9 protein-coding genes are annotated in these 16,818 nt (G+C 36.7%); 4 read left to right on the top strand and 5 right to left on the bottom strand.

What is annotated here, in order from left to right:
- The first annotated feature begins 166 nt into the window (after positions 1–166).
- The 3 genes from HPY79_00520 (at position 167) to HPY79_00510 (ending at position 6,338) form a co-directional block, all read left to right on the top strand.
- The gene (locus HPY79_00520) at positions 167–3,037 is read left to right on the top strand and encodes an AsmA family protein (protein ID NSW44303.1); all 2,871 of its coding nucleotides are present in this window, start codon (positions 167–169) and stop codon (positions 3,035–3,037) included.
- A gap of 2 nt (positions 3,038–3,039) precedes the next feature.
- Entirely contained in the window at positions 3,040–5,046 is a 2,007-nt protein-coding gene (locus tag HPY79_00515; protein NSW44302.1) for an OmpA family protein, read from the top strand.
- A gap of 71 nt (positions 5,047–5,117) precedes the next feature.
- Positions 5,118–6,338 carry an L-serine ammonia-lyase gene (locus HPY79_00510; protein ID NSW44301.1) on the top strand — a complete coding sequence of 407 codons (1,221 nt, stop codon included), beginning with the start codon at positions 5,118–5,120 and terminating at the stop codon, positions 6,336–6,338.
- A gap of 13 nt (positions 6,339–6,351) precedes the next feature.
- Here the strand turns inward: HPY79_00510 and HPY79_00505 are convergent, their stop codons facing one another.
- The 4 genes from HPY79_00505 to HPY79_00490 are packed head-to-tail and all read right to left on the bottom strand — an operon-like array spanning position 6,352 to position 11,014.
- On the bottom strand, positions 6,352–7,584 hold the full coding sequence (locus tag HPY79_00505; protein ID NSW44300.1) for a hypothetical protein: 1,233 nt from the start codon (positions 7,582–7,584) through the stop codon (positions 6,352–6,354).
- 1 nt (position 7,585) lies between these two features.
- A complete protein-coding gene (locus HPY79_00500; GenBank protein NSW44299.1) occupies positions 7,586–8,230 on the bottom strand; it encodes a hypothetical protein in 645 nt (214 codons plus the stop codon).
- 55 nt (positions 8,231–8,285) lie between these two features.
- Positions 8,286–10,577: a patatin-like phospholipase family protein gene (locus tag HPY79_00495; protein ID NSW44298.1), complete on the bottom strand. Its 2,292-nt coding sequence runs from the start codon at positions 10,575–10,577 to the stop codon at positions 8,286–8,288.
- Entirely contained in the window at positions 10,574–11,014 is a 441-nt protein-coding gene (locus tag HPY79_00490; protein ID NSW44297.1) for an Rrf2 family transcriptional regulator, read from the bottom strand. The genes HPY79_00495 and HPY79_00490 overlap by 4 nt, the downstream gene beginning before the upstream one ends.
- A 256-nt stretch (positions 11,015–11,270) precedes the next feature.
- Here HPY79_00490 and HPY79_00485 point away from each other — a divergent pair, with 256 nt between their 5' ends.
- Positions 11,271–14,069 carry a pyruvate, phosphate dikinase gene (locus tag HPY79_00485; protein NSW44296.1) on the top strand — a complete coding sequence of 933 codons (2,799 nt, stop codon included), beginning with the start codon at positions 11,271–11,273 and terminating at the stop codon, positions 14,067–14,069.
- 714 nt (positions 14,070–14,783) lie between these two features.
- Here HPY79_00485 and cadA read toward each other — a convergent pair.
- Positions 14,784–16,817, bottom strand: a complete 2,034-nt coding sequence (gene cadA / locus HPY79_00480; GenBank protein ID NSW44295.1) for a cadmium-translocating P-type ATPase — start codon at positions 16,815–16,817, stop codon at positions 14,784–14,786.
- Between the last annotated feature and the right edge of the window lies 1 nt (position 16,818).

The following is a 16,818-nucleotide window of genomic DNA, read 5'->3' as shown; positions in this document are numbered from 1 at the left end:
TCAATTTTCAAATGTATTATAGGAGTGTATTTTCGATAAACAAGCAAATATTTTTACATACTAAAGTTGAAAATTTTCTCATAGTTTTTAAATTATTTAAACAAGCCCACCAACTAAAATCATATTTTTTTCGTTAATTTTACGCTTTAAAAATAAACAGAGACTTATGTTAAAGAAAATCTTAAAAATCAGCGGAATCAGTTTTCTGATTTTTCTTATTTTAATAATAGTATTACCCTTTATATTTAAGGATAAGATTCTTCAGTTTGTAAAAGACGAAATAAACAACAACTTAAATGCAAAAGTAGATTTCAAAGACTACAGCATAGGTATTTTCAAAACATTTCCAAATTTATACATTGAGCTTGATCAACTTTCGGTTGTCGGCACCAACGAGTTTGAAGGCGACACACTGGCATATTTTCCCGAGTTTACCGCCTCGCTCGACCTTATAAGTGTTTTTGGCGATCAAATTAAAATAAAAAGCATAGTGCTTAACCAACCTTTGTTAAATCTGCTTGTACTAAAAAATGGCAAAGCCAACTGGGATATCGCTAAAGAAACAACCGATACAACACAAACCGAAGATACCACCACCTCGCATTTTGCTTTAGCATTAAAAAAGGTTGAGTTAAACGAAGCCAATATCAATTACAACGACGAATCGATGAATATGAAGTTTGTTGCACAAAATCTCCATTTTCTTCTCAAAGGCGATTTAACCGATGAACGCACCACACTTAAAACCGAAACAAGTATAGACTCTTCTTACTTTACTTTCGATGGAATAAGCTACTTAAAAAAAGCAGTTGTAAAAATTGTTTCAGAAATAGATGCCGATCTTGCTAATTTCGTATTTACTTTCTCTAAAAACGAACTGTCGATCAACGATTTTAAACTCTTAATCGATGGTAAAGTTGCCATGCCCAAAGACGATATCGACATCGACATTCGTTATGCTGCCGAAAAGACCGATTTCAAAACCCTATTATCGTTGGTTCCTGCTATTTATTTACAAGATTTCAAAGAAGTAAAAACAACCGGAAATGTTAAATTCGACGGAAAAGTTAAAGGTATATACAACGATAGCCTTATGCCCGGCTTCAACTTAAACTTACAAGTTGACAACGGAAGCTTTAAATATCCAAGCCTTCCTGCTTCGGTAAACGATATTAACATTAAACTCTCGGTTGACAACAAAGATGGCAACCCCGATCACACCATTATTGATTTGAAAAAATTCCATATGAATATGGCAAACAATCCGTTCGATGCAGTTCTCTATGTTTCCACTCCCATATCAAACGCCAACTTAAAAGGAACAATCAAGGGGAAACTCGATTTAGCTCAGGTTCAAAACTTCTACCCCATGCAAGGAGTTACCATGAAAGGAATTGCCGATATAGATATAGAATACCAGACCAATATGGCACAAGTAGAAGCCGAAAAATACGAAGACATTAAAGCACTTGGTTACCTTAAACTCCAAAACTTTGAATACAAAGCAAGCGATTTACCCTATACCGTTGCTATACCCGATATGCAAACAGAAGTATCGCCTAAATATTTCGACTTGAAAAACCTTCAAATGCAAATCGGTCAAAGCGACATAAATTTAAAAGGCAAAATCGAAAACTTTATGGCTTACTTATTCAAAGACCAACTTTTAAAAGGCTCGTTTGAACTCAATTCAAAAACATTAAACATCAATCAGTTTTTAAGTTCAGACGAAGCTCCGACTTCCACTCCCACGCCCGCCGACACTGCCGCATTAGAAGCTCCTTCTATTCCTAAAAACATCGATTTTGCATTTCAAGCCACTATCCAACAATTGCTCTATGATAATTTAGAACTCGCCCAAACACTTGGTAAAATAACCATGAAAGAAGGTATCTTAAACTTAGAAAATCTAAAATTCAACACCTTAGATGGTTCTATGGCTATGTCAGCCCAATATGCTTATACCGATGTTCTTCCCGATGTTAAAATGAATCTAAAGATTGACAACATTGATATTAAACAAACCTACAACACATTTACCATCGTTAAAAAGATGGTTCCCATAGCCGAAAAATGTTCGGGAAAAGTATCTATGGGAATTGATATGCACCTGAATATGAGCAAAACTATGGATCCGATGCTGAACACCGTAGATGCCGAAGGAACATTAAGTACCAAAAACATCACGGTTGAAAACAGCGATTTAGGACAAAAAATAGCTGAATTTTTGAAAAATAAACAATACGAAAAATTCACCTTAGATAACCTAAATATCCAATTCAAGATAGAAAAAGGCAATATTACCATAGAACCTGTAAAAACCAAAATGGGCAATATTCCTGTTGAATTTAGTGGTAGCCAAAACCTCGACCAAACACTTCATTACAATATGCTCATGAACGTTCCCAAACAAGCACTTGGCAGTCAAGCCAACGAAATTATTGGGCAATGGATGGGTTTAGCAAAGCAAAACGGCGTAAATCTGAAAACTCCCGATATAATTCCCGTTAAAGGTCTTATTGGCGGCACCCTAACCAAACCCGAAATAAAACTCAATTTAAAAGACATGGCACAAAATACTGTAGAAACAGTCAAAGAAGCAGTTACACAAAAAATCAACGAAGAAGTAGATAAAGCTAAAGCCGAAGCAATTCGTAAGGCTCAAGAACAAGCCGACAAATTATATAAAGAAGCCGATGCCAAAGCAACTCAGTTAGTTAATGCAGCTCAAAATGCAGCCAATCAAATAACTCAAACAGCTAAAACAACTGCCGATCAAGTTCGCAAAGAAGGCTACGATAAAGCTGCACAATTGGAAAAAGAAGCTGAAGGCAAAGGTCCCATTGCTAAAAAAATAGCCAAAGAATCGGCAGATAAAATACGCAAAGAAACCGACAAAAAAGCTTCGGACATAGAAACCAAAGCACAACAAGAATCGCAAAACAAAGTAAATCAAGCAAAAGCCGAAGCCGACAAAATCAGAAACGAAGCTAAACAAAAAGGCGACAAGCTGATTGAAGAAGCAAAAAAGAAATAAAAATGATAAAAAAAATAAAACTTGCAAATATTGTTGTAGTAATATCATTGCTTTGCACGCTTAAAAGCTTTTCGCAAGAATGCCCCGAACCCGAAAAAAAAGCCCAAAAGCTTTTTGAACAATCGCAAGAAGCTTATCAAAAAAGGAATCCGGAGCTTGCCTATAAACTATTGACCGAAGCAGTTCGCGAAGACCCTAACTTTGCCAAAGCCTATCTTATATTAGCCGATGTTAATGTGCAACGAAGCAATCAAGCCACAAATGGTAACTCTGCTCTCCAATACAAAAACAATGCTATCAATTATTATGTTAAAGCTGCCGATGCGTGCCCATCGATTGACAACTATCGTGCCTGCTATGAAGCGGCATATTATTATTACCACGAAAAAAAATACGATAAAGCTAAGCCTTACCTCGAAAAATTTATAGCAAATGCCAAAAATTCTCCTCAAATAACCGAAGCCCAAAACATGAAGAAACATATCGATGTATATTTAGACCTTATCAATCATCCAGTTCCCTTTAATCCTATTAAAGTAGAAGGTGTAAGCGGACCCGATGATGAATTTCTGCCACTCATAAGCCCCGACGATGAACTCATGTTTTATACCCACCGCATAAATAAAGTAAACGAGCTTGGTACTACTCAAAAATTCGATGTTTTTACAGTAGCCACTCGCGACAAAAACAAAGAAGTTTTTTCGGCAAACCAACCCATGCCTGCACCATTTAATCAAAATACCAACAACAACCAAGGAGCTGTTAGCATCACCATCGACAACAACCACCTTTATGTTACTATTTGCGAAGGTCCCAATTGCGATATTTGGGTTTCTGATTACGAAGACGGTAGCTGGAGTCAATTACGCAATTTAGGTGCTTCTATAAATGGACGTCGTTCGTGGGAAAGTCAACCTTCAATATCATCTGACGGTAAAATGCTCTTTTTTGCAAGCATCCGTCCGGGCAATATTGGCTTTGAATTAGATAACCCTGAAACACAAACCAGCGATATATGGATGTCTCAACAAGATGCTAATGGTAATTGGCTACCTGCCAAAAATTTAGGACCTATTATAAACACACCCGGGAACGAAAAAAGCCCTTATATTCATAGCGACTCCAAAACACTCTATTTTTCATCGGATGGGCATTACGGAGTTGGTGGATACGACATCTATTACTCTAAAATGCTTCCCAATGGGAAATGGTCAGAACCTAAAAATATTGGCTACCCTATCAATACCGAAAACGACGAAATAGGTTTTATTGTCAGCACTAATGGCAAAAAAGCATACTTTTCTTCCAATAAACTCAACGATTCCAAAGGATATGATATTTATTCGTTCGACTTGTACAACGAAGCTCGTCCTACCGAAGTGGTTTTCTATAAAGGTCAGGTAAAAGACGAAGAAGGTAATCCACTCGAAGATGCTAAAGTCGTAATAAAAAATGTTACTGAACAACGAACCAGCGAAGCAATGGTCGATAAATTAACCGGTAAATATGCCGTAGTTATTCCCGTTGAAAAACCGAATGACGATTTTATTTTGATGGTTAAGAAAAAAGACTATGCCTTTACATCCAATTACATAAAAGCCGATGAACTCAAAAGAGATAAACCCGTTGAAGTAAACTTTGAAGTAAAACCCATTGAAGAAGGTAAAACTGTAAAAATTAACAACATATACTTTGCTAGCAATTCAGCAGTTTTCGAAAAATCGAGTTTAGTGGTATTGGACAATTTTCTCGAATTCCTCAACGAAAATCCAACGGTATGCTTTGAAATTCATGGACATACCGACAATGTAGGAGATGATAACAGCAACTTAATTCTTTCCGAAAAAAGAGCCAAAGCCGTTGCCGAATATTTAATCTTAAATGGCTTAGACCCCAAACGCATCACTGCTACAAAAGGCTTTGGCGAGACCAAACCCGTTGCCTCCAACGATACCGAAGCCGGACGTTCACTTAATCGCCGTACAGAATTTATGATTGTCAAAAAATAAAAATATAACTTCACTTTTTTCGGTTTTGTTTTTACTTTTAATTTACTTAGCTTTGTTCAAAACAAGTCCTTATGGAAAGCATTAAAACCATTTATAAAATTGGTTATGGTCCATCGAGTAGCCATACCATGGGTCCCAGAAAAGCTGCCGAACAATTTATTCAAAAACATCCCAATTACACTGCCTATCGAGTTACCTTATACGGAAGTCTTGCAGCAACTGGCAAGGGACACCTTACCGATGTTGCCATAAAAAATGTTTTCGACGAAAAAGGTAAACCTATCGAAATTGTTTGGCGTGCCGACGTTTTTTTAAAAAAACATCCTAATGCTATGGAATTTGAAGCGTTAAACGAGACCAACGAACCTGTCGTTCAATGGAAAGCCTATAGCATTGGCGGTGGAAGCATTATGGGCGAAGAAGATGATGCTGAAAGTATAAACCATATTTATCCTTTTAAAAATTTGAATGCAATCTTAAAATATTGCCACGAAAACGGACTTCAAATTTGGGAAATGGTAGATCAGTTTGAAAGCAATGAGATTTGGGATTACTTAGCAGAAGTTTGGGCTGTTATGCAAGAGTGTATTCAACGGGGGCTTGAAAACGAAGGTGTTATACCGGGTGTATTAAAACTTCCACGTAAAGCAGCCAATTTTCATATTAAAGCAAATGGTTTTACGAGTTCAATGCGAAAACGAGCTTTGTTATACTCCTATGCTTTGGCTGTTTCTGAGGAAAATGCTTGTGGTGGTAAAGTTGTTACCGCACCGACCTGTGGAAGCAGTGGAGTAATCCCTTCGGTTCTGTATTATCTTAAAACAGAACATGGTTTTTCAGATAAAAAAATCTTGAGGGCCTTAGCCACAGCAGGCATTATCGGGCTAATTATTAAAAAAAATGCAAGTATCTCAGGTGCCGAAGTAGGTTGCCAAGGCGAAGTAGGCACTGCATGTGCAATGGCATCGGCTGCCACAACACAACTTTTTGGTGGTTCAATTTTTCAAATCGAAACCAGTGCCGAAATGGGATTGGAACATCATTTAGGCTTAACCTGCGACCCCGTTGCCGGGTTGGTGCAAATACCCTGCATAGAACGAAATGCTTTTGCTGCAGCACGAGCATTAGACAACAATGCTTTTGCCATTTTAGGCGATGGCCGGCACAGAATAAGCTTCGATACCGTTGTAGAAACCATGAAACGAACAGGGCACGATTTGCCCAAAATATACCGCGAAACCTCCGAGGGAGGACTTGCCAAGTTTTTGAACAAATATCAACACGAGTTTTAAGCTATTATATGGCTTAGTGAAAAAATAAATACGAAACTAAAATTGCAGCTATCACACCCGCTAAGTCTGCAATAAGAGCACACCCTATAGCATGACGGGTATTTTTAATTCCAACAGAACCAAAATAAACAGCAATGATATAAAAAGTAGTATCGGTAGCTCCTTGAAATACACACGACAAGCGACCTGCAAAAGAGTCAACACCAAAAGTTTTCATCGTATCTATCATCATTCCACGTGCGCCACTTCCACTCAGCGGCTTCATCAGAGCTGTAGGTATGGCATCTACAAAATCGGTATTCAGCCCCATAGCTATAATAAGTTTACGCAAGCCCTCTACTAGCATAGGTAAAGCACCCGATTCGCGAAAAATACCAATAGCCACTAAAATCGCTATCAAAAAAGGAATAATTTTAACAGCTACCTGAAAACCATCTTTAGCACCTTCAATAAACGTATCGTACACATTAATTTTTTTTATAAAGCCCACAAAAACAAAGCTAACCAATACCAGTAAAATTAAGAAATTTGATGCAACAGTAGAAACAGTTTGCAATTTCTCAACGGGTATGGTTGTAAAATACCAAATAAGCCAAGCAAGGAGTAACGAAAAACCTCCTAAATATAGCAGAATATAACGCTGAAAAAGATTGATTTTCTGAACAATACCAACAGCAATAATACCGGTTAAAGTTGCTATAAATGTTGCAATTAAAATAGGGATAAAGACATCGGCCGGATTAGCTGCCCCCATTTGTGTACGATAAACCATTATGCTAATAGGTATAATAGTTAACCCAGAAGCATTTAGAACCATAAACATAATCTGAGCATTCGATGCCTGATCTTTCTTTGGATTAAGTTCTTGCAACTCATTCATAGCCTTTAATCCAAGTGGTGTTGCAGCATTGTCGAGTCCAAGCATATTGGCAGCAACGTTCATCATAATAGAGCCATGTACCGGGTGCTTTGACGGAATTTCGGGAAAAAGTTTCGAAAACAACGGACTTACTAACCTTGCTAAAACTTGCACCATACCCGATTTTTCGGCAATTTTCATCATCCCCAGCCATAAGGTCATTACACCCGTTAATCCTAACGAAAGTTCAAAACCGGTCTTAGCCATATCGAAAGCTGCATTCATCATCGAAGGAAAAACACTTACATTGCCGGTGATTAAAGAAGAAATTACAGCAAAAAGAAAACCTATAACAATTAAGCCTATCCAAATGTAATTTAAAACCATACTAATTAAATATACCTGTTGATGTATATATTTTATGAATATCTTCTATATTTTTAGAATAATCGGCAGTATCGCAATAAAAGAACAACATATATAAACTTGCAGTATCTGCTGTTGCTAAAAAAGAAATATGTAAAGTATTAGAAGTACCATCTTCATAGGTTTTTGTTCTTATATATGAAGTCATAACCGCTTTTTGTCCGGTACCTAAATTAAATACTAACGAATCTTCCATTTTAAACCACGAAGCATTGTTTTTATTAGCATTTATAGTAGAAACAATATAGTTATCGAGTGAAAAATTATAAGCAGTAGAATCGGTTGATTTTAAATCGCTATATAAAATAAATTTTAGTGGTGGCAAATAACGTTCAAATTGAAAAATTGCATCTTCTTCGGTTGTTAAACTGCTTTCATAAAATGAATTAGGTATTAAATAAGCAATTCCTTTGTATGTTATTAGCTTAAAATCTTTATACTTTTCTAATTTTAATGAATCAATATAATATTCACTCTGAGCTATTTTTATCAACGAATCGTAAGTAACAGGATTATATAAACTATTTTTTTCATACTCTTGTTGAACGCCTACAATTATCCAAGCAGTTAACAAAAGTAAAATTAAGGGTAAAAAAAATTTTGCCATAACTTTTACTCATTGGTGTTGTAAAAATAAGCAATATGTTTTAAGTAAAAAAATTTTATGGATGCATCGTTTTATTAAAAATAAGAAAACCTATATTAAATTGTCCAAACCAACCTTGAGTATGCCAAGGGTAATAATTAATACTTAAAGATACGTTGGCAATAGGAGAAGAAAATACCAATGCCCCACTATATAATTGATATAAATTTCCAATTATTCGAGCATTTTGCTTAATATTACCTGATTCGTCTTTAATAACAGGATTTATTGGAGCATAAATGTAAGAAGATAAACGAGCATGAAAATTATCAGAAAAAAGATATATAAAATCAATTCCACCAGCTGTAAATGAGGCATTTCGGAGAGGTTCGATGTATATTGTTTTAGCATGTATGGTAGGTGTATAAAAAGGGCTCATCAATAAAGTAGCTGAATAATTGCTAAAAAGTGGTTGGTTCGACCACACTAAGTTGGATGATATTCCCCAATTAATTCGCTTACTAATCGATAAATAATCGGCTGATTTTATATTAATATAAAACCATTCGTGATGATGCTTCAGCATTTGCTTTATAGTTGAAGTTGAGCCAGGTTTATAACTCTCTATGCCATGATAATAACGCAGTTCAAGTTTTAACATATGACCCTTATAAGCATAATTTTTATTATTTAAAGTGTTTCGCTCATAAATCATATATGGTGTATATCCATAAAAAGATGTTTTATCGGTTGTATCTTTTATGCTAAATGAAGAAGTTTGATAATATTGATAACCAAAATCGTTAAAAACAGCACCCAAATTAAAACGAGCCTGATTTCTGATCGGTAATACTAGTTCGCTACCAAAAAGACGTTCTCGTTGTATAATATACAAAGGACGATTATCTTCATAAAAAATAAAACTGCTGCCTCGATAAAAATCGAAATTGTTCATGGCAACATACGATTGCCAATAGAAAGGCAACTTGGTTAAATTATCAATCCTTATTCGTCCATACAAACTAGTGTAAAATTTTCCAAAATAAATATTACCATATAGCGAAGTAGCCACCTTCGATAAATACTTATACTCCATCGCTAAAAAGCCTTCGTTTAAGTTATCGGATGATATTAACCCCCCTATTCGAGCTACAAAAGGTTTTTCGCGTTTGACATTTAGAAAAAGATTATAAAATCCTGAATTTTCGTTGTATTTAGCACGCGGAAATATACTTTCTATTTGATCATCCGCAATAAGCTTATAATATTCTTTCTTAAAATTATTAAAATTAAGTGTCTCTTTATTTTTTAAAAAATTTTTTAATAAATATAAACTTTGCGAATAAGTCAATCCCGATATATATATATTTTTAAATAGCAATTCTTTTTTTTCAGAATTAAAATTGTTTCTTCGAATACTTACATTATGGGTATCTATTCTAATTGGAATTAATTGCTTAATATAATTCATTTGAGCCATAGCAGCTCCATATCCAATTTTAATAAGCTCTTTTGCAAGATGAAAATCCATAAGTTTTATCATTTTAACATCGGGCTTAATCATAATACCATTTGAGTCGGGTACAGTATAATTAGAATTCGAAACAATCATATTTTCTATTTGCAATAAAATATTATCGTCCGATGGAGGCATGGCATTAGAAGCAACACAACTTCCGATAATAAAATCGGGTTTAAAATCATTTTGCATTATATCAATCGGGAAATTGTTATAAATACCACCATCAAAGAGCAAACGCCCTTTAATAGAAATGGGTTTAAAATAAAACGGAAAAGTCATTGAAGCACGTACAGCCGAACCTAAATCGCCCTCTTTGAAAATAATTGGTTCATTAGCATAAACATCGCTTGCTACACAACGAAAAGGCACAAAAAGGCTATCGAAATTATAATTTGCCTTTGCCGATGCAGAGGCTAACAATTGCATAAAAGCGAGATCCATTGAATGAGGTGGAACTACATTGGTAGGCAAGCTAGGAGAAATAACAGAATCGTATTTAAACTTTAAATCGAGCCATGAAGCATCGTCTTCTTTACGCTTAAAATAATAGACATAATCGTCGGGTATTTTGCCCCATGCCCAGTTTTGAAATTCAGGGTCTGTTACAATTTTTTCCATCTCCTGAGGCGAATAACCAGCCGCATAAAGCGAACCTACAATTGCACCCATTGAAGTACCCGTAATGTAGTCGATGGGAATACCATTTTCTTCTAATGCTTTAATTACACCAATATGAGCTAAACCTTTTGCCCCACCTCCGCTCAATACTAAGCCAACACGCTGACTAAATAAAAAATTCGTTAATAATAAAAATAAAGCCCATATTATAAGCAATTTGCGAGTCATAACATATTAAAACGTCCGGTTTTATCTCTATCAATCACATCCTGAAGGGTTAGCTCTTTCATAATAGCTACAGTCTTATCGCGAATTTCTTTTACTACATTACGCAAACCACAATCGTCATCATTCTCACACTTTTCGCATTTTTCGTAATACTTATAAGTGGCACAAGGCAACAAGGCAATAGCACCGTCGAAAACACGAATAATATCGGCAAAATTTATTTCTTTCGGTTCCTTTATCAAATAATAACCGCCGTTTTTGCCTTTTTTGCTATTTACAAAACCTGCATTCTTTAAATCGACTAATATAGCCTCAATGAACTTTTGGGGTAGTTTTTCAGCTTCAACCATTTCTTTTATTAAAACAGGACCATTTGCCTTTTTAAAAGCTAAGTATCTTAAAGCATACAAAGCATATTGGGCTTTTTTTGTCAACATTTATCCTTAGATTTATTGCAACAAAGTTAATATTTTACTTTAAAATAGCCTATTTTTTTTAATAGTTTTTAAAGCCAAATAATCATTCATAAAGCGTTTTTAGATTTATTAAAAAAAATTAAAATACCATATTCTTAATTCGCTATCTATTAACAAGTTGTTTAAAAAGCAAAAAAAAATTTTAAGGTTTTTGCAATTAAAATTCAAATTATAGTTAAATTCGCAAAAAGATTGTTTAACTAAACCATTAAGATACATGGCAACAAAAAAGAAAACTGAAAAAGAAAAGAAATACGTTTATTTCTTTGGTAATGGCGAAGCCGAAGGCAAAGCCGACATGAAAGAACTACTAGGTGGCAAAGGAGCTAATTTAGCCGAAATGGATAGCATTGGGCTTCCGGTTCCTGCTGGTTTTACCATTACAACCGAAGTTTGTACTTATTATTACCAACACAACAAAACTTATCCCAAAGAACTTGAAAAACAAGTAGAAAAAGCTCTTGCACGAGTTGAAAAAATAATGGGAATGAAATTTGGCGACAAAAATAATCCGTTATTGGTTTCGGTTCGTTCAGGTGCAAGAGCATCTATGCCGGGTATGATGGATACCGTTTTAAATGTTGGTTTAAACGATACCACTCGCGAAGGACTCATAAAAAAGACCAAAAATCCTCGTTTCGTTTACGATTCTCAACGCCGTCTCATACAAATGTATGCCGACGTAGTAATGGAAAAAGCTGCTGGCATTGAACCCGCCGACGGTATGGGCGTTCGCCAGCAACTCGAAAAAGAAATGGAAAAACTTATGCACAAAAAAGGTGTAAAACATGAAACCGAACTCAGTGCAGACGATTTAAAAGAACTCATTGTTATTTATAAAAAGAAAGTTAAAGAAGTTTTAGGCAAACCCTTCCCCGAAGATGCTAAAGACCAATTATGGGGAGCTATTGCAGCTGTATTCCAAAGCTGGAATGGTAAACGCGCTATATCATATCGTAAAATTGAAGGTATACCCGACTGGTGGGGCACTGCTGTTAATGTTCAATCAATGGTATTTGGTAACATGGGCGAAACATCGGCTACCGGTGTAGCCTTTACCCGCAACCCCGCTACCGGCGAAAAATACTTCTACGGCGAATGGCTACCCAATGCTCAAGGCGAAGATGTTGTAGCTGGTATTCGTACGCCCAACCCTATCAACGAAGTAGGAAAATCTGAACACAATAAGCACTTACCTTCACTCGAAACTGCAATGCCTAAAGCATACAAACAATTGGATGCTATTCAAAAGAAACTCGAAAAGCATTACCGCGACATGCTCGATATTGAGTTTACCATTCAAGAAGAAAAACTTTATATGCTCCAGTGTCGCGTTGGTAAACGTAATGGACCTGCTGCAGTTAGAATGGCACTCGATATGCTAGACGAAAAACTTATTACCAAAGAAGAAGCTGTATTAAGAGTTAGCCCATCGCAATTAGACGAATTATTACATCCCATTATCGACCCCAAAAAGGAAAAAGCTGCTAAAAAAATAGGAAGCGGTTTACCTGCTGGTCCTGGTGGCGCTACTGGTCAAATAGTATTCAATTCTGCCGATGCCGTTGAATGGGCAAAAAAAGGTAAAAAAGTTATTTTGGTTCGCGAAGAAACAAACCCCGAAGATATAGACGGTATGAGAGCTGCCGAAGCTATTCTTACAGGTAGAGGTGGTATGACCAGCCATGCTGCCTTAGTAGCAAGAGGATGGGGAAAATGCTGTATTGTTGGCGCTAGCAACCTTAATATAGATGTTAACGAGAAAACAATTAAATGTGCCGATGGTACTATCTTAAAAGAAGGCGATTGGATTACACTCAACGGCTCTAAAGGTATCGTTTATCTTGGCGAACTACCTATGATTAAAGCAGCCGAAGAAAACAAAGATTTTGTAAAGTTCATGAAATTATGCGATAATATTCGTACTTTAAAAATCAGAACCAACGCCGATACACCAGAAGATGCAGCTAAAGCTCGCTCATTTGGAGCCGAAGGTATTGGTTTATTCCGCACAGAACATATGTTTTATGGTGTGGGTAGCGAAAAACCTTTATTCTTACTTCGCAAAATGATTGTTTCTACTACCGAAAAAGAACGTCGTGCTGCTTTAGATGAATTATTCCCATATGTAAAAAAAGATGTTAAAGGCACCTTAGAAGCCATGGACGGACTACCTGTAACCTTCCGTACCCTCGACCCTCCTCTAAACGAATTCGTACCTCATATTAAAGAAGAACGCGAAAAACTTGCCAATAGCTTAAATATTTCTTCAGAAGAATTTAATAAACGTGCCGACTCACTCCACGAAAACAACCCCATGATGGGACACCGTGGTGTTCGTCTTGGCATTACCTACCCCGAAATTACTGAAATGCAAGTTAGAGCCATTTTTGAAGCAGCTGCCGAACTCATCAAAGAAAAGAAGAATCCTTATCCCGAAATCATGATTCCTGTAACTTCTGTATTTACAGAGTTAAAACACCAATACGAACTTATACAAAAAGTTTACTCCGAAGTTTTAGCAAAATTCAAATTAAAAGAAATACCACATTTAGTTGGTACCATGATAGAAATTCCTCGAGCAGCATTAACAGCCGATAAAATTGCCGAATATGCTCAATTCTTCTCATTTGGCACCAACGACTTAACACAAATGACCTTTGGCTTCTCTCGTGACGATATTGGAAGTTTCTTACCCGAATACCTCGAAAAGAAAATTTTACCTGTTGACCCATTCCAACAAATTGACCGCGATAGCGTTGGCGAATTAATGCGTATTGCATGCGAAAAAGGTCGCTCTACCCGCAAAGACATAAAACTCGGTATCTGTGGCGAACATGGTGGCGAACCCAGTTCTATCGAATTCTGCCATATGCTTGGCTTAAGCTACGTTAGCTGCTCTCCGTTCCGTGTTCCTATAGCTCGCTTAGCTGCTGCTCAGGCTGCTGTTCGCTTTCCCAATAAGAAATCTACTAAAAAAAGTAGTTCAAATAAAGCAAAAAACAAGAAAAAATAATTGATTTAAAATGTAATAAAAAAAGAGGCTGCCTCAAAAGGGCAGCCTCTTTTTTATAGTTTTTTTTCTTAAACAACGCAATAGAACTAAGGGCTAAATGGTCTCGTCAAAAATTTTGACAAGACCTTCTCACAGAAGGTAACTCTCGTGATAGAAGCTGTACGCTTCATGCGGGAATAGGCATCGAACAAAGAACGTTATCCAGAGCTCGATTATTTCCGAAGCCGTCCCGAGTATTCGGGAGAGAGCAATAGGTTTTGAGAATTTAGAAATTTCTCACCAATCTCTTGCTCATGCTCAAAAAAGTTAGAACCTTCAACCCGCTTTAAAACTTCTACATATCACAGAAATTTTAAATGGAAAAACCGTAAAGCGAAGCGTATTGCTCTCTATCGGTTCACGGCTTGGCGTTTGTGGCGGCAATCAGGGAACATCAGCCCAAATTTAGCACAAAAGTTTAATAGTAGCACTAAGCTCAAATTATGCACGTCAGCCGCCATAACGCCAAACCGATGTTGGCAGCTGTGGTTTTTTCCGTCCGTTCGTATTTGTCTGTCAGGTTTGGTGTGTCGGCAGATTTAATTTTTTGCGAAGCGTGGAAAGATTTTTTTGTTTTTTCTGTCGTGCGTTGGAAAAAGCAAGCTCTTTTGCAAACTTTGGCTTGTGTGTCGCCTTGTGCGGTTTGCAAATGTGCTTGCTTTTAGCGTTGGTTTGTCAAAATTTCATTCGTTGTATTCGTACTGCGTTTAAGATTGCCAATAATGCTACACCTACATCGGCAAAAACGGCTTCCCACATTGTTGCCAAGCCACCTGCACCAAGTATTAAAACAATTCCTTTTACTACAAATGCCAATGTGATATTTTGCCAAACAATTTTCTTTGTCTGTTTACCGATATTGATTGCCATAGGTATTTTACTCGGCTTGTCGTCTTGTATTACTACGTCTGCTGTTTCAATGGTGGCATCGCTACCTAAACCGCCCATTGCAATACCGACATCACTTAACGCTACAACAGGTGCATCATTTACACCGTCTCCGACAAAGGCAACGGTTTCATTTTTGGCTTTGATTTCTTTAACTCTGTTTACTTTATCTTCAGGCAATAAATCTCCGAAAGCATTATCTATCCCCAACTGTTCCGCTACATACTTTACAACCGTACTTTTATCTCCGCTAAGCATAGTAGCTTTAACATTGAGCTTATGCAATAGATTTATGGTTTCCTGTGCGTCTTCTTTTATGCTGTCCGCAATGGTAATGTAACCAACAAACTTTCTATCATAAGCCACTGCGATTACCGTGTAGACAATGCTGTTCGGGTCTATGTCATAAGTAATAGAAAATTTATCCATCAGCTTAAAATTCCCTACCAATAATTCTTTCCCATTTACATTAGCCTTTAGTCCGTGTCCTGCAATTTCCTCTATATTTTCTAATGGGATATTGTGGTTTACATCGCCTACATATTCTTGAATGGCAGTTGCTACGGGGTGGCTACTATGGCTTTCCAAAGCATTGACCATTTCTAAAATTTCTTTCTCATCAAATGCCTTGTCAAATACAACTTCCTGAACTTTAAATACGCCCTCCGTCATTGTACCTGTCTTATCCATTACTACATTTTGTATGCTGGCAAGAACATCCAAAAAGTTGCTTCCCTTAACCAATATTCCATTTTTACTCGCTGCCCCAATTCCGCCAAAGTAGCCTAAAGGAATACTTATTACCAATGCACAAGGGCAAGAGATAACAAGGAATACCAAAGCACGATACAACCATTGGCTGAACACATAATTTTCTACAAAGAAGTAGGGCAATGCTGTAATTAGAATAGCTAACAGTACAACTATCGGTGTGTATATTTTTGCAAACTTTCTAATGAATAATTCTGTCGGTGCTTTTTGTGAAGTGGCATTTTGTACCAATTCTAAAATTTTACTCAACTTACTATCGGTGTATGCTGTGGTAACTTCTATCTGTGCAACGGTGTTTAGGTTTATCATTCCTGCCAAAACTGTTTCGCCTTTGGCTTTGGTATCGGGTTTGCTTTCGCCTGTTAAAGCTGCGGTGTTAAATGATGCTGTTTCGGATAACAAAACTCCGTCTAATCCCAATTTTTCGCCCGATTTTAATTGTATGATTTCGCCAATGTTTACGCTTTCTGCCTTTACGGTTTGGGGTTGGTTGTTTCGCAAAACGGTTACTTCATCGGGTCTTTGGTCAAGCAAAGATTTGATATTTGCTTTTGCTCTTTTTACCGCCAATGTCTGAAACACTTCGCCAACAGCATAAAACAACATTACGGCTACGCCCTCCGGATATTCGCCAATGGCAAACGCTCCGATTGTGGCAATGCTCATCAACAGAAATTCGGAAAATATCTCGCCTTTGGCAATGCTTTCAACGGCTTCTTTGATTACAGGAAACCCAACAGGAATATAAGCCACCACATACCAAACAATCCTTACCAAACCTGTAAACCATTCTGGTTTTAGGAAATTGTCTAAATAAACGGCAACAAGCAATAGCACCAATGAAATAATGCTTGGCAAAAACACTTTGAAAAGGTTGCTATCACTGTGGCTGTGGTCGTGTCCGTCATCATCGCTATGGTCGTGTTGATGCTTTTCTTTTATCAACTCTTTTGCACCTGCATTGGTGTAAATTTTTTCTTCCTGTGTGCAACAAAGCTGCTTACCTTGTACATTGTAAATATGCTTGTGATTTTTATCTGTATTTATCATT

The sequence above is a fragment of the Bacteroidales bacterium genome (assembly GCA_013314715.1).
GTDB lineage: Bacteria > Bacteroidota > Bacteroidia > Bacteroidales > GWA2-32-17 > Ch61.
The sequence above is the reverse complement of the archived record's forward strand: the minus strand, read 5'-3'. Positions and strand labels throughout refer to the sequence as shown.